The following is a 19,439-nucleotide window of genomic DNA, read 5'->3' on the forward strand; positions in this document are numbered from 1 at the left end:
TGCTTTTTCATTATTTACTTTCTATTACTTTTAACATTCTATTAATAAATGCTGCCGATTCTCCACGCGTTGCAGAACCTTTCGGCATAAATTCATTATTTTCATTTCCTTTTACAATACCTAATCCATAAACACGTTGTACAGCTTGTTTATCATATGCTAAATCTTGATCTGAAAATGGTAACGAGACTAAGTTACCTTTAATTTTTTTATATTGCAGTGCACGGTCAATCATGATAACAGCTTCATCTCGTTTAATCGTATCGTTTGGAGCAAATATACCATTTCCTCTACCACTTATTATCCCAGCACTTGCTGCACGATTAATACCATCTATTAGCGATGGATGTGCTGTATTTAAGTCATTAAAATTCGATGATCCTTCAGGTAGCTGCAATGATCTTGATATTAAATTTGCAAATTCACCACGTGTCACAAGGCGCTCTGGCCAATAAGAACCTTTTCCATCTCCAACCATAATACCGCGCTTATCTAATTCACGAATGTCTGCTTCATACCAACCACCCGATATATCATCTTTATGGTTCGCATCATAATAAACTTTCGTTCCTTGCAAGAATGGTTCCCACCCATTATTTTTAATCATAATGGCTGGACAAATCTTCCCACTCCAAAATTGATGTTTTTTCACATTTTCTAAAGGAATATTTAATTCTCCCATTAAATAAGCTGCTAGTTTACGAGCATTTTCAACAGCTTTATTATAATCACCATCTTCGTTTACAGCAATTTCAATCGCAATTGATTCTCGATTCCCAGTTCCTTCAGCTCCATCTCCAGCATGCCAAGCATTTTCATTTAGTGGGAGATGCTGATAAATCTCTTTATCATCTACCGTAAAGTGCCACGACGCTGAACGATCTTCCGTTCCCGTTGCTTGGTTATATAAATATATCGCATGGTTTCTAGCATTTGCCCCAACATTATAATTATCGGTCTCATGAATCGTAATATACTTCGGGTTCATCGCATAACCTGGACGAATATTTTCATTTCCTTTTGGTACAATCATTTCTTTTAAAGGTACACCATAAATATCCGTTGTTTTCTCTTCTATTGGCGCAGCATACATAGCTGCTGCACGTTTTGTACGTGTTGGTGCTGCATCTTGTATAAGTGAAGCTTTTGTTCCTTCAAATTTTGCTGAAGGTGAATGAATCCATTTCATCTCATTATTTATTTTTACTTGAAACCATTCTCCCGCCTGTCCAATTGCTTGAATAGTTTGCGGCTCCAGTACATTTTCTTCTTTGTATGAAGTAAATGGTTGAGAGTAAGTAGAGCTTTCTTCATTAATAACTAACTTTTCACTTAATAACGGGTGAATTTCTTTAACCTCTACATTTCCATCACTATTTTGTATCCATCCCGTTCCCGATGAAGTTTGAACATAGTAAGCGTTTCCTTTTCTCTTCTCAGCTTTTACGACTTGATTCGAAATACGAATCCCTGTCTCTTTTTGAAAATTACTAGAATCGTATAAAGGTACTTCTTTCACTATATGTACAAGAAACTCACCTTGCACTTCACTTCTTACTCCTTTATCTTCCCCCCGACCATCTTCATCTTTCATATGGTTTTCAATACTTTTTAAAGCTTGTTCTTCAGATGAAACTGTAACAGTTTTTCCAAGTTCATTAGCATAGGAATAATTTGGAATCGTTACCATACTAAATACAATTGATGCAGCTAAAACATTATGAAATCCTTTTTTCATCATACTACTTAACACGCATATCATTAAATTCGTGTTAAAATTCCCCTCCTCAACCAAAATATAGATTATCTACTAAACTATTAAGCAACATAACCATTTACAATATAACAGACTCATTCCAATTCGTATAGATAGGAATGACTACTATTTGCCTACATTTACTATATTGGAATATAAAAAAGAAGCTATAATATATAGCTTCTCTCTACGGTTCTTTAATCGGTATGCACCTTATATTCCAAAACTTTACCATCTCTATCAAATTGTAAAACAAGATGTTCACTATCTATGGGAATAAAGCCACGTTCAGTTCCAAGATAGTACGAAGTGATAACCCCGTTTTCTTCATTTCTCGTTTCAGTAGGCATTCCTAATAATTGTGTAATTTCTTCATTTGATTTTCCTGTTAATTTATATTTTTGCAATAGATCATCTACCATATGTACCCGTTTATCTTCAGCGTGTAACCACCGATCTTGGTTAAACTTGGAAGTGTACGTATTCATACTTAATTGTGCAGTACATACTACTAACGGAATAAGTGCTACTATTAATACTCCCGACATTTGCTTCTTTTCTTCATTACGATTTTTAGCAACATATAAGATCGACTTTTGAATCATAACTAATAAAACAAATGGCATGACTATTATAAAAATGCTCGTTACACTTAATGACGTATGAGCCATACCAATAATAAACATAAGAGCAAGATACATGAGTATATACAAACAAATATAAACATACAAAATACCCCTTAATATAGCACTCAGAAAGCCCACCTCTTTTTAATTCATTATATAATTCATTCGATTAATGGTTTCTCGAAGTTTTTCTAACTCTTGACCTGTATATATTACTTTCCCCGTTAAGAATTCATTTCTGAAAAACGATACAAGTTGCTCTCTATCTTTTAATCTCGCCGTTTTTTCTTCAGAAAGATCTAACACTTCTTTCCCATTCTCATTATAAAAATATACAATCGGATTTATGTTTTCCTTTACAATATCAACTTGCATTTCTTTCAAACAATTGTATAGAATATGAGATAGTTTCTTCGCTCTATATACTGGGTTCCCTTCATTTTTCACTTGTATCGTTAATGAATCTTCACCTGTAATATATTCAAACGTCTCTTCTTTCTCTATCTCTTGTTGATACTTGCCAATTTCATCAATCATAAATGAATATGTACTAGCATTTTCTTTCGTTAAGCCATGAATTAATTTCCCTGTCCATTCTTTCGTTTCAAGTACATACATACCCGTTTTACTTAAAACAAGATGATGAATTCGAAAATCATTTCTTCCATGCTGATTTCTCATAAAAACATTCGGCATAATATGAAATTCATTATCTAGTATTATGCCTTGCTCTACGAAGCCACGCTTCATATACTGTAATGTTTCGTGTGTACTCACTTCGGCTCCATTTTTCGTATACTCTCGCAAATCTGCAATTAACTTTTGAAACATATGTATTTCGTTACTATGTTTTTCTTGCATTTCACTGCGTTCTTTACTATGTTGCACAGCTAATTGATTTTTCATCATGCGCATATTTTCAAGTTCTCTCGCTGCACTTATTTGTAAATCATTATATTTTTTCTGTTCTATATTTTTTAATGTATTTTGCTGCTCTTTATGTTCTGTAACCGTAGCTGCAATTTCATTTTCGTACGTTTCAATTGCTTGTTTTTTTTCAAATTCCGCTTGCTGACTCTCTGATTCTAACTGTTTATTTTTATAAAACAGCACGAATACTGCAGCTAATAATAATAAAATTACACCTATTAACACGTAATCCATAATTCTTCTCCTTTATTTCATTTCCTGCTTTTTTCCATTCACATTTCTACTACATTATACTATGTAATTCCTATATTTTTTGTAAAAATTTCACACGCAGTCAAAAGACCTTGTAATTCTACAAGGCCTTTTGTAAACTTCCTTTATTTTGTAGTAAGTACATATTATAATACAATCCTTGTTCACTCAGTAATTCTTGATGTGTCCCTCTCTCTACTATCTCTCCATCGTGCATAACAAAAATTTGATCTGCATCTTGTATGGTAGATAATCTGTGTGCAATCGCTATCGTAGTCCGTCCTTTTCGCATTTGCTGTAACGCTGTTTGGATTGCATCTTCAGTTTCTGTATCAATATTTGCTGTTGCTTCATCTAATACTAACACTTTCGGATTCGTTGCTATCGTTCTAGCGAAAGCAATTAATTGTCGTTGACCACTAGAAAATGCAGCTCCTCTTTCTACTACTTCCGTTTCATACTGCTCTGGTAATTTTTCAATAAACGTATTCGCTTGCACAAATTGTGCCGCTTCTTTTACTTCTTCATCCGTAATTTCTTCATTATACATACGAATATTTTGCTTTACATTTCCCGCAAATAAAAATGCATCTTGCAATACAAGTCCTATTTTCTTTCTAATTTCTTGTTCTTCAAATTTCTCTAAATCTACACCGTCTATTACAATATTTCCGGAATTAATATTATAGAATCTCAGTAATAAATTCATAATGGTACTTTTCCCGCTACCAGTGTGCCCAACGAAAGCAACCGTTTGCCCTTGTTTCACGTGAAAAGATATATTTTTTAAAACATCACGTTTTCCATCGTACGAAAAAGTAACATTTTTAAATTCAATATCTCCATTAATAACTTGAGGATTTCCATCCCCTTTTTGAACTGGCGCTAAATCTTTCTCATCCATTAAATGAAATACACGTGATGATGAAACCAGTGCCTGTTGGAAAAACGATAATTTCATCATCATCTCATTTACAGGCTGGAAGAAACGATGGATATAGTTAACAAACGCATATAAAACGCCTACTTCAACAGGACTCTTCAAAGCATCAATTCCAAATAAACCAAGTACTAACGCAATAGCTACAATATGAACTAAATCAGTTGCTGGACGTAAAAGCAATGCATCTAACTTTAATGTACGTCGCCCTGCACTATAATGTTTATTATTCACTTCTTCAAATTCTTTTCTCATGCGCTTTTCTTGTCTGAACACTTGAACAATATTCATCCCTTGAATGGACTCGTTTAACTTTGCATTTAACACACTTAATTGATTACGGACTTCTAAATAAAAAGCTGCACTTTTCCGGCGATATAATACCATAATCGCAAACATGATCGGAATTAATACGAGAGAAAATAGCGCTAATTTTACATTTAATAAAAACATCGCTACTAAAATCCCTACTAAAAATACGATATTTTTAACAAATGTTGATAATACACTGACATAAAAGTCTTTAATTGCTTCTGTATCATTCGTTATGCGCGATACGAGCGTACCAATCGGCGTACGATCAAAGAAACTTAATGACAACTTTTGAACATGCTCATATACTTCAACACGCATATCTTGAACAATTTTAAAAGCGATATTTTGAAAATATAACAAGTCTAAATAAGTAAATAATACTTTTAATAAGTGAGCAACAATATACACTACAAATAGAGTAACAAGTGCTGATTGATCAAAGTTACGTGGTACTAAGTGTTCATCAAGGAATTGTTTAATTAAAAAAGGACCCATCATTTCTGTTACAGTTGCACCAACTAGAAATAAAAATGCTAATGCTAACAGTCCTTTATATGGCCTCATATAAGACAGTAATCTTCTTAAATCACTCTGTTTTTTCTCAGCCATCATACGCCTCCTTTCTCGACTAATGCTTCTAACTGCTGGCTCTCATACATTTCTTTATACCAACCATGTTCTTTCATTAGTTGTTCATGTGTACCTCGTTGTACAATTTTACCTTCATCCACAACAAGAATAAGATTGGCATGCTGAATTGCACTTAAACGATGGGCAGTAATAATTGTCGTTTTCCCTGCTCTCTCCCTCTTTAAAGCATTTAAAATCGTTTCTTCTGTTTTTGCATCTACCGCTGATAAACAATCATCTAAAATTAATATTTCAGCATCCGTTAATAAAGCACGCGCAATAGAAATTCTCTGTTTTTGACCTCCAGATAAAGAAACGCCTCTTTCCCCAACTACTGTTTCATACCCCTCTGAAAATTGAAGGATGTCATTGTGAATACAAGCAATCTCTGCAGCACGGGTAATTTCATTATATGTAGCATCCGCCTTTCCAAAGGCAATATTCTCCCCAATACTCGCTGAAAATAAAAAATGATCTTGCGGCACATATGAAATAGCAGAACGGACACCGTAAAGTGTTACATCGCGAATATCCCGCTCTCCAACTTTTAATTCACCATTAAAATGATCATACTCACGGATTAAACATTTTAATAAAGTCGTTTTCCCTGCACCTGTACGTCCTACAATCCCTAACGTTTCCCCTTTCTTCAAATCAAAATGAATATCTGTTAAATGTAACAGTTCATTTTTCTTATACGAAAACGAATCAACCGCAAATGAAACATCACCGCTCGCTATTGTATGCACAGCATTTTCTCTATTTACTACATCTGATTTTTGTGAGAGAATTTTTTCTACACGGTCATACGAAGCACGCCCACGCTCCATAATATTAAACAGCCATCCAAACGCTAACATCGGCCAAACGAGGGTACCTAAATACGTCGTAAATGTAACGAGATCACCTACTGTTAATTCATCTCTCACAACTAATACTGACCCGTAACATACTGCGATTAAAAATGAAAATCCTACGATAAGAGCGATTGTTGGATCAAATAACGAATCAATACGTGCAACTAACATATTTTTATGTACGACATCTTCTGATTTTTTTCGGAACGCTTGCAAATCTTCTTTTTCTTGTCCAAGCGATCGAATTACCTTCATCCCACTCATACTCTCTTGCACTTTATCATTGATTTCCGAAAATGATTGCTGTGCTTTATGAAACCTTTTATGTAATAAAGTGCCGTAATAATTTGTCGATATTGCTACAATCGGCATTGGAATTAAGCTTAACAATGTTAACTTCCAACTAATTGTAAAACCCATTGCTACGAGTACACATCCTCCAACAGCCAATGAATCAACAAGTGTTAAAACACCCGCCCCAGCAGTTTGCTGAATTGCTTGAATATCGTTGGTCGCGTGCGCCATTAAATCACCTGTGCGATTTGACTGATAGAAAGATGGACTCATCTTTGTAAAATGTTCATACAAATTTTTCCGTAATTGGCGAGCTAATTTTAATGAAGATCCGAAAATCATAATACGCCACACGTAACGTAATATGTACATCGTAATACCTACGAGTACTAAGAGTACAACCCATTTTAGTAACTTATCAGTCGTTAATGTTCCCTCATTAATTTCATCTACAACAATCCCAATCACTTTTGGTGCTACAAGTTCTAAAAGTGCAACGCCAAATAATAAAATAATTCCGGTTATGTACGCTCGTTTTTCTTGTTTAAAAAACCACGCTAAATTCATAAACACTTTCATATTTTTCCCCCTCTCTTAAAATGAGCGATGTTTTCAGTTTACCAAAAATACAGAATTTTTAAAAGTTTTAAACTCTGTCCATATCAAAAAGAAAAGACACTCTTAGCGAGTGTCTTTTAGCGCTTATTTCATTTGTTGCTTATTCATCGCGCTCATCATTTGATTGATTTTCTTTTGGGAAGGTTTTTGTCCCATTTGCATCATCATCATTTTTAACATTTGTTCGTTAATTGGTGGATTTTTTTGTAAGTAATTCATCATGTATTTGCGGGCAATGAAAAATCCTAACGCCACGCCTGCTACTAGTGCTACTACGCCCACTAGAATACCTAACCAAATTGGCATATATTTTCCTCCTTCATGTTGTCTACCTTACAGTGTACTAAAACCTTTTCAATAAGACAAGATACAATTCGACATTTTTACACATATGTTCGTACTTGTTTTAGAGGATTCAGCCATCCGTACTTTGTATTTTCATAATCCATAGCTAAAAATGTTAATTCACACTTCCGAAGCACCTCAAAGAAAGTCGTTTCCATAGAAACATTTCCAGAGGTATTCATGCGAATATAGTGTGGTTTCACCATTATTTCGCCATATTCCGCCCCTGTATAAAGTGTATGTGTATGATGTGTTCGATCATATTTACCAAGAACGCGCAAAGCTTGTTCTAATTTATGATGAATTTTCATTACTTGTAATGGCATCGTTATATACATCATTTGTTTATATAACACTTTTTTCTCCGAAAGGGACCCAGATTCTGAAAATCGAGCAAATAAATCAAAAAACAAATATTCACGACCAAAGTAAGCTTTCGCAATATCCTCTTGAATTAAATACAATTCATACGTTTTCATCTTTCGCCTCCCAATCTGGACAACCTTTTCTCTTCATTATATAGAAGAAATTTTGCAATGATTGTCTGACTGCGGAGAGAGAAAAAACTTTTTCTGTCGAAAAAACTCATTTACATAGAAAAACCTCTCCATGCCGGAGAGATTTTTCTAAAATCATTAAAGCATTTCTTTTACTTTACGAACAACGTTCTCTACAGTAAATCCATACTCTTCCATAATCTTCTCACCAGGAGCAGAAGCACCGAATGTATCGATACCTAACACATCTCCTTCAAGACCTACGTAACGGTGCCATCCGAATGTAGCACCCATTTCGATTGCGAAACGTTTTGTTACTGCTTTTGGTAATACAGATTCTTTGTACTCAGCAGTTTGAGCTTCAAAGCGATCCATAGATGGCATGCTGACAACAGATGCGTCAACACCGTCTACTGCTAATGCTTTTTGAGCTTCAACAGCTAGACTTACTTCTGATCCAGTTGCAAGTAAGATTACATCAGCTGTTTCTTTCTTGCTTGCAGAAACTACATATGCACCTTTTGCTACTTTTTCATACGTATCGTCTTTTGCACCTTCTAATGTTGGAAGATCTTGACGAGTTAATACTAAAGCAGTTGGTTTGTTTGTAGATTCAAGAGCTAGTCTCCAAGCTGCAACAGATTCGTTACCATCAGCTGGACGGATAACAGATACATTTGGCATCGCACGTAGCGCTGCTAATTGCTCGATTGGTTCATGTGTTGGACCATCTTCACCAACAGCGATACTGTCGTGTGTGAATACATATGTTACCGGCAATTGCATTAATGCTGCAAGACGGATTGCTGGACGTAAGTAGTCAGAGAATACGAAGAACGTACCACCGTAAGTTTTTAAACCACCATGTAGTGCAATACCGTTCATTGCTGCACCCATTGCGAACTCACGTACACCGTACCAGATGTTTTTACCGCTGTAATCATCTCTTGTAAAGTCTTTTTCGTTATTCATGTATGTTTTGTTAGAACCAGCAAGGTCAGCAGACCCACCGAAGAATGATGGCACAGACTCTGCAATTGCATTAATTACAGCACCTGAAGAATTACGAGTTGCTGCTTTTGATCCTAATTCATAAGTTGGTAAGTTTTGCTCCCAACCTTCTGGAAGAAGACCATTCATTGCCGCTTGCAGTTCGTTTGCTAATTCTGGGTATGCTTGTGCATATTCACCTAGCATCGTGTTCCACTCAGCTTGCGCAGTTTCACCAACATCTTGTACTGTTTTACGGAAGTTGTCATATACTTCTTCTGCTACATGGAAGTCTTGCTCAGCAGTCCAAGCGTATGCTTCTTTCGTTAACTTTGTTTCTTCTACACCAAGTGGAGAACCATGTGAAGCTGATTTTCCTGATTTGTTTGGAGAACCGAAACCAATTGTCGTTCTTACTTCAATTAGCGTTGGGCGTTTTTCGTCGGCTTTCGCTTCTTCGATTGCTTTCGCGATAGCTTCAATATCATTTCCATCCTCAACACGGATTACTTGCCATCCATATGCTTTGTAACGATCTTCTACACTTTCAGAGAATGAACGATTTAAATCGCCATCTAATGAAATATCGTTTGAATCGTAAAGCACAACAAGACGACCTAATTGTAAATGAGCAGCTAATGAAGATGCTTCAGCAGAAACGCCTTCCATTAAATCTCCATCACCACAAATAGCGTATGTATAATGATCTACTACATTATACGCATCACGGTTATATTTAGCAGCTAAATGTCTTTCTGCCATTGCCATACCTACAGCAGTTGCAATACCTTGTCCAAGTGGACCAGTCGTTGCATCTACACCAGCTGTATGACCGTACTCAGGATGTCCTGGAGTTTTGCTTCCCCATTGACGGAAGTTCTTTAAGTCATCCATTGTTACATCATAACCAGATAGGTGAAGTAGGCTGTATAATAACATTGAACCATGACCTGCAGATAATACGAAACGATCACGGTTAAACCACGTTGGGTTATTTGGATTGTGTTTCATAAATTGAGTCCATAATGTATAAGCCATTGGTGCTGCACCCATTGGCATTCCTGGGTGACCAGAGTTTGCTTTTTCAATCGCATCGATGGATAATGTGCGAATCGTGTTGATAGAAAGTTGTTCGATTGAATGTGACATGCTATTCTTCCCTTCGCTTATATTAGTAAACGTTTTATACATTTATATGATAGCTTCCCACGCAAGATTATACAACATGTATCGACAAATATGTTGATGTTTTTTTGATTTTTTATAAAAAAATCAATGTTTTCGGGAATGTATGGGTATTCAATATGACATACTTTTTCATTATTTTTATTTTGAAAAGAAAGGGAATTATCTGTATATTTATACAGATATACAAAATTCTTCAATACTAACTTTTTTTAACCCACTTGTGAACTACCCCCACTTAACATGATTATTATCTACTTTCATTGTTATACCAAACTTTACCTCTTATAAGACTGATTATATCAGGGGTCAAATAAATAGGAAAACCAAATGTTTGGCTACGCCAAACCGAAATTCGTCTTTCACACGCCCCAGGAAGGAGATTTCTTTCGGATAATGCGTTAAAAATACAAAAAAGCATCTAAATTCGATGCTTTTCAAATCAGTTAAACAATCCGTTTCCGAATCGAACTTGAAATAAAATCAATGATAATGACCATTAAAATGATGCCCAATAAAATAATTCCCACACGAGACCAATTACGTGAACTCAGTGCAAAAATTAGGGGCGTACCAATACCACCTGCTCCAATAACACCTAAAATGGCAGCGGATCGTACATTAATTTCGAACCTGTATAATGTATACGATAGAAAATCTGGTAATACTTGTGGCAATACTGCATACCAAAGTATTTGGAACCGGTTTGCGCCTGTAGCTATTAACGCCTCTGTCGGCCCCTTATCTATATTTTCAATTCCTTCTGAATATAATTTCCCTAACATTCCAATAGAGTGTAATCCTAAAGCTAGGACGCCGGCAAAAGAGCCTGGTCCAACAGCCTTTATAAATAAAAGGGCCATAACTAATTCAGGAAATGTACGAACAAAACTAAGTACAAATTTCCCAGTTCCTGAAGTTAGTTTTCCACTGCTCATATTCGTCGCTGCCCAAAAAGCAAATGGAACAGATAAAAAGGCAGAAATAAATGTACCTAATATTGCTATTGCCAACGTATCAATTAAACCATGTAATAAATCTTCACCATCTGGCAAAGATACATACGCCCAATCTGGATTCAATACACCTGTCATAATTGCTTTTGTAATTTCTCCTGCCGTATCCTTAATTCCTTCTAGCGGTACTCCTGAAAAAGCCCATACGTAAACAAATATAAGTGCTATAAAAATAAACAAGCGATACACACTCGGTTTCTTCGGTTTTGGTACGATTATCGTCGTTTTACTCATTATAATTTCTCCCGCAACAATGTACTTACATGATCAATTAACAATACAACAACAAGGGTATAGATAATAATAGATGCAGTTTGCTGATATTGTAAAAATCCAAGTGTACGATCATAGTATAATCCAATACCACCTGCTCCTACTAAACCTAAAACAGCTGCTGCACGTACGTTCACCTCAAATGTATACAGAACATAAGAGACAAAATGCGCTTTCACTTGCGGAATTACTCCATAAACAATCCATTGCACTTTATTTGCTCCTACTGCTGTCATCGCCTCTAAAGGACCTGGATCAATTGATTCAATTGACTCATACAACAATTTCGCCACGAGCCCAATCGAGAAAAAAGTAAGAGCCAGAATACCTGGAAGTGGCCCGATTCCAAAAATCGCTACGAAAATTGCCGCTAATAATAAATCTGGTATCGTTCGGATAAAATTTAAAATCAATCGAGCTGGACTGTACAAAAATGCACTAGTAAACACATTGCTTGCCGCAAATAGTGCCAGCGGAATAGCTAAAATCGCACCTAAAGTCGTCCCAATAATCGCCATACGTATTGTATCTAACATCGCTGTTGTAATAACTTGAAAATAACTCCAATCTGGCGGCACCATCTCTTTTAACAAATCCATCATATTAGGAAAACCAACTACTAGTTTTGACAATGATGCATCGACCTGTACACTACTTCCCCACAACAGTAAAATGACTAGAACAGCCGTTAACATATGTTTCAACTTACTCGGTGGCTTCGGTATCGATTTCGAATATATCGTCACGTCATTCATTTAACTGCCACCTCTAACAATTCACTTTTCTGTACTACGTCACCATAAATTTCAGCAAACTTTTCATCCGTTGCCTCTTCTACTAAGCCATCAAAAACAATTTCTCCTGCATGTAATCCAATAATGCGCGTCGCATATTGCCTAGCTAAATCAATAGAATGTAAGTTTACAATTGTTGTAATTCCAAAATCTTCATTAATTTTCTTCAAATCATCTAATACTTGCTTTGTTGTTAGCGGATCTAACGATGCAACAGGTTCATCTGCCAATATGATTTTTGCTTCTTGCGCCAACGCTCTAGCAATCGATACACGTTGCTGTTGTCCTCCTGATAATTCATCAGCACGCGCATATGCTTTTTCTAAAATATTTACTCTTTTTAACGATTGAAAAGCAAGCTCCAAATCTTCTTTCGGAAATAGACCTAACGTTGTACGCAACGTCGAATGATACCCAACACGGCCAGCTAATACGTTCTTTAATACTGTTGATCGCTTTACAAGGTTAAAACTTTGAAAAATCATACCAATATCCCGGCGCATGCGGCGTAATCCTTTTCCTTTCGCAGCCGTAATAGACTCACCTTCAATCATGATTTCTCCTTCTGTAATCTCATGAAGACGATTTACCGATCTTAGAAGTGTAGACTTTCCAGCTCCGGAAAGCCCTACCATTACAACAAACTCACCTTTTTGAATTTTCAAGTTTATATTATTCAATCCTTTTGTACCATTTGGATACACTTTGGAAACATTTCGAAACTCTATCACACATCTTACCTACCTTCTATGTATTCAAAACGGCAAACTAACTGAAAACATACCTTTCCAGCTAGTTGCCATTTCCATATGTATTATTGCGTTTTTACTTTCTTTCCATATTCACGAACGATATCAAATTTACTATCATCAGATTTAACATATCCTTCATGTGAATATACTTCTTTAATGATTTTGTGACCTTCCTCATTCTTTCCAATTTCAATGAAAGCATCCTGTAATTTCTTGCTCCACTCTTCATCTAAATCAGAACGTACCGAAATCGTATCGTTTGGAATTTTCTCCGTAAATTTCACTATTTTCGTTTGATCGAATATATTCGGATAATCTTTTTTTACAATATTACGAGCATCTTGGAATACAACAGCTGCATCTACGTCACCATTTAAAAGAGCAATAAGCGACTGATCGTGACCTTTTAATGTAACAGGTTTCACATCTTTTAACGGATCAACGCCCTCTTTTAATAGTACAGCCGCAGGCCACACATATCCCGCTGATGACGTTACATCTTGATAGCCAATTTTTTTACCTTTTAAATCTTTTACACTATTAATATTTGAATCTTTCTTAACAACAAACTCAGATTTATAAAAGTCTACTAAGTCCTTTGTAGGAGCTCCCGTTTCATCATCTACGCCAAAACGTTGCGCTTGTAAAATTACGTTTGCTGCCTTTTTCTCATGTGCTAACACATACGCTGTTGGGGGTAAAAATCCCACATCTACTTGCTTAGATGCCATCGCTTCTACAATTGTATTATAATTCGTTGAAATACTAACTTTTACTGGAATATTTAACTTATCACTTAATAGCTTCTCAAGTGGTTTTGCCTTCGCCTCTAACGTATCTGCATTTTGAGAAGGAACAAATTGAACATTTAAAGTCTTCGGTACATACCCTTTTTTCGTATCTTCATTTTTACTTGCGCTTGATTCCTTCGTTCCACAGCCACTTAACAAACCCGCTGCTAATACAACTGTTGTGCTCATTGCAAAAACTTTTTTCAACATGTTAATGCCTCCATTTTTCATTGTTATAAAATAACCTTTCATAAACATGAAGAAATATATCACACATTTTTACAAATAATTGATTATTTACAGAATCTTTACACATTCTATACACTCACATTAAAATTCTCTCCATATATTTGATATGCTTAATCAGTAGATAATAATAGAAAAGGTGAATGATATTGAATCAAAATCAAATTGTAACTTTAAACATCCTATTAACAAGTGATATACATGGTACTGTTTATCCAATTCACTACCAAGATAACTCTCCAGCAGAAATTGGTTTAGCTAAGATTTCTACTCTTATAAAAAAAGAACGGTCCCAAAATAAAAACGTTCTTTTAATTGATAACGGTGACTTCATACAAGGAACACCATTTACTTACCATTACGCTACATATGAAAAAGATAAGAAAAACCCAATGTCATTAATAGCAAACTATTTACGTTATGACGCTGCAGTGATTGGGAATCATGAATTTAATTATGGAATGGATGTATTAAACAATGCTATTTCTACTGCAAACTCCCCATATTTATCAGCAAATATTTTAGACAAAAGCAGTAAAAAACCTTATTTCGGGAAACCATATATAATAAAACATATTGAAGCAAATATAAAAATTGCTATTTTAGGGGTGACAACGCATTATATTCCAAATTGGGAACAACCCCATCACATTAAAGACTTGCAATTTGAAGATGCGTTAGAAACAACAAAAAATTGGGTTTCTTACATTCACGAACATGAGAAACCAGATTTACTAGTCGTAGCGTATCATGGGGGATTTGAACGCGATTTACAAACTGGAGAACCGACTGAAGTTTTAACAGGCGAAAACCAAGGGTATGCTATGTGTCATGAAATTGAGGGCATAGATATTTTATTAACAGGCCATCAGCACCGAGAAATGGCTCAAACAGTGGGTAATGATGTAACAATTTTACAGACTGGATGTAACGGACATTCAGTTGGAAAAGTAACTGTAACATTTGAAAAAATGAAACAAGAGTGGGTAAAAAAAGAGAGTTATTCCGAACTATTGACTGTGCAAGAAATCGAGGCAGATCCAGATGTTCTTTACTTGGTAACTGATTATGAAGAGAAAACACAAAAATGGCTTGATCAACCTATTGGAACCATCCACGGTGACATGCAAATTTCAGATGCTATGCAAACTCGTTTGCAAGACCATCCTTTTATTGAATTCATAAATAAAATACAGATGGATATGGCTAATGTTTCTATTTCTTGTACAAGCTTATTCCATAATACATCTCCAGGTTTCCCGACATATGTAACAATGCGTGACATCGTTTCTAATTATATTTATCCAAATACATTAAAAGTAATTAGAATAACTGGAGCTGATATAAAAGATGCTCTCGAACTCTCTGCTTCTTATTTCACATTAAAAGAAGATGGAACCATCATCGTAAACCCTAGCTACATAGAACCAAAACCGCAACACTATAATTACGATATGTGGGAAGGAATTTCGTACGCATTAAACATTTCCAAACCAATTGGCGACAGAGTAGAATCTTTACAGCATAAAGGCACTCCTCTTAATATGAGTGAAGAATATGATGTCGTTATGAATAATTATCGCGCGAGCGGCGGAGGGAACTTCTTTATGTTTCAAAATAAGCCCGTAATAAAAGATATACCAACAGATATGTCTGAACTTATCGCTAACTATATATTGAAGCATAAAAAGATAGAAGCAACAGTTAATAACAACTGGAAAGTTATTAAATAAATAAAAAAAGATGGGCTTCGCCCATCTTTTAGTTTAATTTTGCATTATCTTGCTTTTTTAAAGCTTTTAATTTCGCCGGTGTAACATCAGTACCTTGTTCGTTAACGACTTTAATTCCTTTTAGTTCGTTTAACATATTTTGACGAAATCCTTTTAAATATTGTTCACGTAGCGATTGACGCTCACGTTGTTCTTCTTCAGTTAAACCTTCAGCTTTTGCTTTTTTCGCTAAGAAGTTAATGCGTTCAACGAGTTCGTGACTAAGCATCTCGAATCCCCCTTCTACTCAAAACTGATTATTATCATACAATAGTTACTCTTCTTTATCAAGCAATTGCTTTGTATACTCTACATATCTACGATGTACCGTCGCTTTTGAAACATTATGACCAAAGCCACGTAGTGTTGCTGCAATTTCTTCGAAAGTAAGTTCACTCTTACGTAAACGTACAATTTCCTCAATTGGCACTTCTTTCTTCTCTCGTCCTACACTTAAATGACGATTCTTTAAATTATTTTCTGGACGATAGCCTTTTTCTACTGCTCGTTGCATACCACGTTTAATTTTTAAATTATGAATCTTTCTTTGATACTCTTCAACAATACCAATAATATCTAATACCATTGAATCAGAATCCGACAATTGCAATTCACCATTATGTGTATGCGTATATACTTTTATTCCTTCTTTATGTAAACAGTGCATTAACGCAATCTTTGCATTCCCCCTACCAAGGCGCGTTTCATCTTGTATAAGTAGCACATCAATTTGTTCATCTCGAATTGTATCTAGCACTTCTAATATGCCATCACGTTCAATTGTATAGCCACTAGCCTGCTCTTCAATCACCTTAGTAACATTCATTTGATAGCGCTCCGCTAAATGCAATAATTCATCTTTTTGACGTAATAATGATGTTTCTTGCGCTTCTTTTGTTGTACTCACACGCGCATAAATAATTGCATTCATTATGAACCCCTCTTTCTCACTATAATTTCCCTTTAGTGTAACATAAATTCGCCTTTTGTTCGAACTTATGTTTGTAGAATGTTTTTTCACATGTTATACTTATTAATAAGAAAAATGAAAGAAAACGAGGTGTTAGAAAACATGGAAAAGTTAACGAAACGCCAGCAAGACATTCTCGACTTTATTAAGCTAAAAGTACAAGAAAAAGGATATCCACCTTCCGTACGTGAAATTGGCCAAGCAGTCGGCCTCGCTTCTAGTTCTACAGTGCACGGACATTTATCAAGATTAGAAGAAAAAGGATACATTCGACGCGATCCAACAAAACCACGCGCAATTGAAATTTTAGGTGAAGACCGAATGGATACAGAAACACAATCTGTTATTCAAGTTCCAATTGTCGGGAAAGTTACTGCTGGATTACCAATTACAGCAGTCGAAAGCGTTGAGGAACACTTCCCTCTTCCAGCTAGCATTGTCGCAGGAGCAGATCAAGTGTTTATGTTACGTATTTCTGGAGATAGTATGATTGAAGCTGGTATTTTCGATGGAGATTTAGTTGTTGTTCGCCAACAACAGTCTGCATATAATGGTGAAATTGTAGTCGCTTTAACAGAAGATAATGAAGCAACTGTTAAACGTTTCTATAAAGAAAAAGACCATTTCCGTCTACAACCGGAAAACTCTTCATTAGAACCTATTATTTTAAAGCAAGTGTCAGTTATCGGTAAAGTAATTGGCGTATATCGTGATTTACATTAAGAATAAAAAAGAAGATAATTACCTTATTTATATAAGGTAATTATCTTCTTTTTTGTATTTTGATAGATTTTCACACATTCTATTTCTTACGAACGCGTTTCAATCGTCACATCGCCCGCAGCTGTTTTACCGCTAATCTTTTTACTCCCATTACCAATCGTTACGTCTTTATTTTCTTCATTAAAAATTGTTACATCCCCGGCAGCACTTTGCCCAGTAATTACCGCATCTTTTGGTTTTTCCGATAAAGTAATATTTACATCTCCCGCAGTTGAACTTGCTTCTAGATTGTACTTAGAATCATGATCTAGAATATTTATTTCCCCACTGGTCGTTTTTGCAGTCACTTTCCCTATTACTTTTTTAAAGTTTACTTCACCAGCTTTTGTAGATCCCTCCACATTCTTAGCCGTTACATGTTTCAAATCCACTTCTCCAGTAAGTGTTCTAGCACTTACACGGTCACTTTTCACATCACTTATTTCAATTTGTCCAGCAGATGAATTTACTTTTACATCTTGGTAAGAGCGTTCAGGCACAAGGAGAGTCAATGTAGACGTTTGAAACCTAAAATCGTAAAAAGAAAAATCAAATGAAGCACCTTTTTCTCTTTCCCCAATGATTTTTAATGTGTCACCATCTTCAGTAATATGAATCTCTTGTTTACGCGCATCTCCTAATTGCTTTACATAAAAAGAAGCGTCAGGAGATTTTTGGACAACAATATCCCCGACATCTAACTTAACTTCTATATTTTTTAGTGTTTCGTTTTTAATTATATCTTCTTTGTTTCCTTTTTCTGCAGTTTGCACTGCTTTTTCATATGTTTGTGAAATTCCTATTACTCCAATAATGATACAAGCGATCGCTACTAACAATATTTTTTTCATCATCTACTCCCCTTTTATCATTTTGAAGTTCCATATGACATAACGTACACATAACCTTTTAAACCACTTCGTACTATAATAAGCGATAATACATAACAACAAACCTATCCCAACAAATGTTATACTTACGAATACATCTAACCATATAAATGTACCCATAAATACTTTTCCAATAACGAAAAATGGTGTAACTACACTAACAATCCCACCGACCCAAAAAGAGAATATAAAAGCGATAATTGCAACTAACGGGCCTAATACAATAATGAAATTAAACAAACTAAGTCCAATCGCTGCCATGACAGCTCTTGTCACATTTGAAGTTGACGGATCTTTTTTCATTTCATCAAATCGATACATCGCAAGTAATTCTTTTGCAATTACTTTCGGAGAGCCAAGACCCTTTATTATTTCCGATTCAGTTTTCCCCTCTTCTATCCCAAACTGAAAATGCTCTTCATAATCAAATAAAATATCTTTCCTCTCTTCGTCCGGTAACTTTCTAAGATGACTTGATAATTCATTAAGAAACTGTTCTTTACTCATCCCATTCCACCCCTTCAATAATTTCTTGTACACCTTTCGCAAAATCACGCCACTCTGTTACTAACAAATTCAGTTGCGTTTCCCCTTGCTCAGTTAGTTGATAATATTTGCGAGGTGGTCCTTCCGTAGATTCTTTTAAATACGTTTGAAAATATCCTTCCTTCGTTAAACGGCGTAATAAAGGATATACTGACCCTTCCGATATTAAAAATTTATTTGAGATTTGCTGAACAAGTTCATAGCCGTAACAATCCTTACGTTTCACAAGTGCCAGTACACATAGTTCTAACACACCTTTTTTAAACTGAACGTTCAAGGACAATCCCCCTTTCTCATTTCAGTACTGTTCAATACACAGTACCTTCCTTATCCATAATATACCACTTAGTATTGTTTATTGCAAGGTACTATATTTTTAAACACTCGAACTT

The 19,439-nt window shown here is 35.4% G+C and carries 19 protein-coding genes; 2 read left to right on the forward strand and 17 right to left on the reverse strand.

The features are described 5' to 3' along the window. Window positions 1-10: 10 nt before the first annotated feature. From PDQ40_RS27150 to PDQ40_RS27205, 12 genes are all read right to left on the reverse strand, one after another. Window positions 11-1,738, reverse strand: a complete 1,728-nt coding sequence (locus PDQ40_RS27150) for an S-layer homology domain-containing protein (RefSeq protein ID WP_002170177.1) — start codon at window positions 1,736-1,738, stop codon at window positions 11-13. A 215-nt stretch (window positions 1,739-1,953) separates the two neighbouring features. Beyond that, window positions 1,954-2,520: a hypothetical protein gene (locus PDQ40_RS27155; protein WP_014297940.1), complete on the reverse strand. Its 567-nt coding sequence runs from the start codon at window positions 2,518-2,520 to the stop codon at window positions 1,954-1,956. Between the two features lie 6 nt (window positions 2,521-2,526). Then, window positions 2,527-3,546 (reverse strand): nuclease-related domain-containing protein, encoded by a 1,020-nt coding sequence (locus PDQ40_RS27160; protein ID WP_000386799.1) that lies wholly within the window; start codon window positions 3,544-3,546, stop codon window positions 2,527-2,529. A 118-nt stretch (window positions 3,547-3,664) separates the two neighbouring features. After that, the gene (locus tag PDQ40_RS27165; RefSeq protein WP_000818388.1) at window positions 3,665-5,428 is read right to left on the reverse strand and encodes an ABC transporter ATP-binding protein; all 1,764 of its coding nucleotides are present in this window, start codon (window positions 5,426-5,428) and stop codon (window positions 3,665-3,667) included. Further along, on the reverse strand, window positions 5,428-7,179 hold the full coding sequence (locus tag PDQ40_RS27170; RefSeq protein ID WP_000862468.1) for an ABC transporter transmembrane domain-containing protein: 1,752 nt from the start codon (window positions 7,177-7,179) through the stop codon (window positions 5,428-5,430). Before PDQ40_RS27170 ends, PDQ40_RS27165 begins: the two co-directional genes overlap by 1 nt. A gap of 123 nt (window positions 7,180-7,302) precedes the next feature. Beyond that, window positions 7,303-7,524 carry a YneF family protein gene (locus tag PDQ40_RS27175; protein ID WP_001123317.1) on the reverse strand — a complete coding sequence of 74 codons (222 nt, stop codon included), beginning with the start codon at window positions 7,522-7,524 and terminating at the stop codon, window positions 7,303-7,305. A 77-nt stretch (window positions 7,525-7,601) separates the two neighbouring features. Beyond that, window positions 7,602-8,042: a sporulation inhibitor of replication protein SirA gene (gene sirA / locus PDQ40_RS27180; RefSeq protein WP_000860645.1), complete on the reverse strand. Its 441-nt coding sequence runs from the start codon at window positions 8,040-8,042 to the stop codon at window positions 7,602-7,604. A 156-nt stretch (window positions 8,043-8,198) separates the two neighbouring features. Then, window positions 8,199-10,199 (reverse strand): transketolase, encoded by a 2,001-nt coding sequence (gene tkt / locus PDQ40_RS27185; RefSeq protein WP_000019770.1) that lies wholly within the window; start codon window positions 10,197-10,199, stop codon window positions 8,199-8,201. 482 nt (window positions 10,200-10,681) lie between these two features. Next, window positions 10,682-11,485 carry a phosphonate ABC transporter, permease protein PhnE gene (phnE, locus tag PDQ40_RS27190; protein WP_000047888.1) on the reverse strand — a complete coding sequence of 268 codons (804 nt, stop codon included), beginning with the start codon at window positions 11,483-11,485 and terminating at the stop codon, window positions 10,682-10,684. Continuing rightward, window positions 11,485-12,279, reverse strand: coding sequence for a phosphonate ABC transporter, permease protein PhnE (gene phnE, locus PDQ40_RS27195; protein WP_001000755.1), 795 nt, complete (start codon window positions 12,277-12,279; stop codon window positions 11,485-11,487). The genes phnE (PDQ40_RS27190) and phnE (PDQ40_RS27195) overlap by 1 nt, the downstream gene beginning before the upstream one ends. Beyond that, complete coding sequence (gene phnC, locus PDQ40_RS27200; RefSeq protein ID WP_000569254.1) at window positions 12,276-13,049, reverse strand: phosphonate ABC transporter ATP-binding protein; 774 nt, start codon at window positions 13,047-13,049, stop codon at window positions 12,276-12,278. The genes phnE (PDQ40_RS27195) and phnC overlap by 4 nt, the downstream gene beginning before the upstream one ends. Before the next feature lie 83 nt (window positions 13,050-13,132). Then, window positions 13,133-14,071, reverse strand: coding sequence for a phosphate/phosphite/phosphonate ABC transporter substrate-binding protein (locus PDQ40_RS27205; protein WP_000915052.1), 939 nt, complete (start codon window positions 14,069-14,071; stop codon window positions 13,133-13,135). Between the two features lie 185 nt (window positions 14,072-14,256). On the opposite strand from PDQ40_RS27205, the gene PDQ40_RS27210 reads away from it, so the two are divergent. Further along, a complete protein-coding gene (locus tag PDQ40_RS27210) occupies window positions 14,257-15,840 on the forward strand; it encodes a bifunctional metallophosphatase/5'-nucleotidase (RefSeq protein WP_001075244.1) in 1,584 nt (527 codons plus the stop codon). 28 nt (window positions 15,841-15,868) lie between these two features. Here the strand turns inward: PDQ40_RS27210 and PDQ40_RS27215 are convergent, their stop codons facing one another. Together PDQ40_RS27215 and PDQ40_RS27220 are read right to left on the reverse strand one after the other, a co-directional pair. Continuing rightward, complete coding sequence (locus PDQ40_RS27215) at window positions 15,869-16,108, reverse strand: DUF896 domain-containing protein (RefSeq protein ID WP_000948565.1); 240 nt, start codon at window positions 16,106-16,108, stop codon at window positions 15,869-15,871. Window positions 16,109-16,153: 45 nt separating this feature from the next. After that, window positions 16,154-16,810 carry a YneB family resolvase-like protein gene (locus PDQ40_RS27220; RefSeq protein WP_000991471.1) on the reverse strand — a complete coding sequence of 219 codons (657 nt, stop codon included), beginning with the start codon at window positions 16,808-16,810 and terminating at the stop codon, window positions 16,154-16,156. Window positions 16,811-16,951: 141 nt separating this feature from the next. On the opposite strand from PDQ40_RS27220, the gene lexA reads away from it, so the two are divergent. Beyond that, complete coding sequence (lexA, locus tag PDQ40_RS27225; RefSeq protein WP_000413738.1) at window positions 16,952-17,572, forward strand: transcriptional repressor LexA; 621 nt, start codon at window positions 16,952-16,954, stop codon at window positions 17,570-17,572. Between the two features lie 86 nt (window positions 17,573-17,658). Here lexA and PDQ40_RS27230 read toward each other — a convergent pair whose 3' ends face one another. From PDQ40_RS27230 to PDQ40_RS27240, 3 genes are read right to left on the reverse strand one after another with little or no spacing between them, the layout of a single operon-like run. After that, window positions 17,659-18,465, reverse strand: coding sequence for a DUF4097 family beta strand repeat-containing protein (locus PDQ40_RS27230; RefSeq protein WP_000976123.1), 807 nt, complete (start codon window positions 18,463-18,465; stop codon window positions 17,659-17,661). Then, window positions 18,466-19,008 (reverse strand): DUF1700 domain-containing protein, encoded by a 543-nt coding sequence (locus PDQ40_RS27235; RefSeq protein ID WP_000032410.1) that lies wholly within the window; start codon window positions 19,006-19,008, stop codon window positions 18,466-18,468. Beyond that, complete coding sequence (locus PDQ40_RS27240) at window positions 19,001-19,324, reverse strand: PadR family transcriptional regulator (RefSeq protein ID WP_001102620.1); 324 nt, start codon at window positions 19,322-19,324, stop codon at window positions 19,001-19,003. The genes PDQ40_RS27235 and PDQ40_RS27240 overlap by 8 nt, the downstream gene beginning before the upstream one ends. Between the last annotated feature and the right edge of the window lie 115 nt (window positions 19,325-19,439).

Source organism: Bacillus cereus group sp. Bc061 (assembly GCF_027715825.1).
Lineage (GTDB): Bacteria > Bacillota > Bacilli > Bacillales > Bacillaceae_G > Bacillus_A > Bacillus_A paranthracis.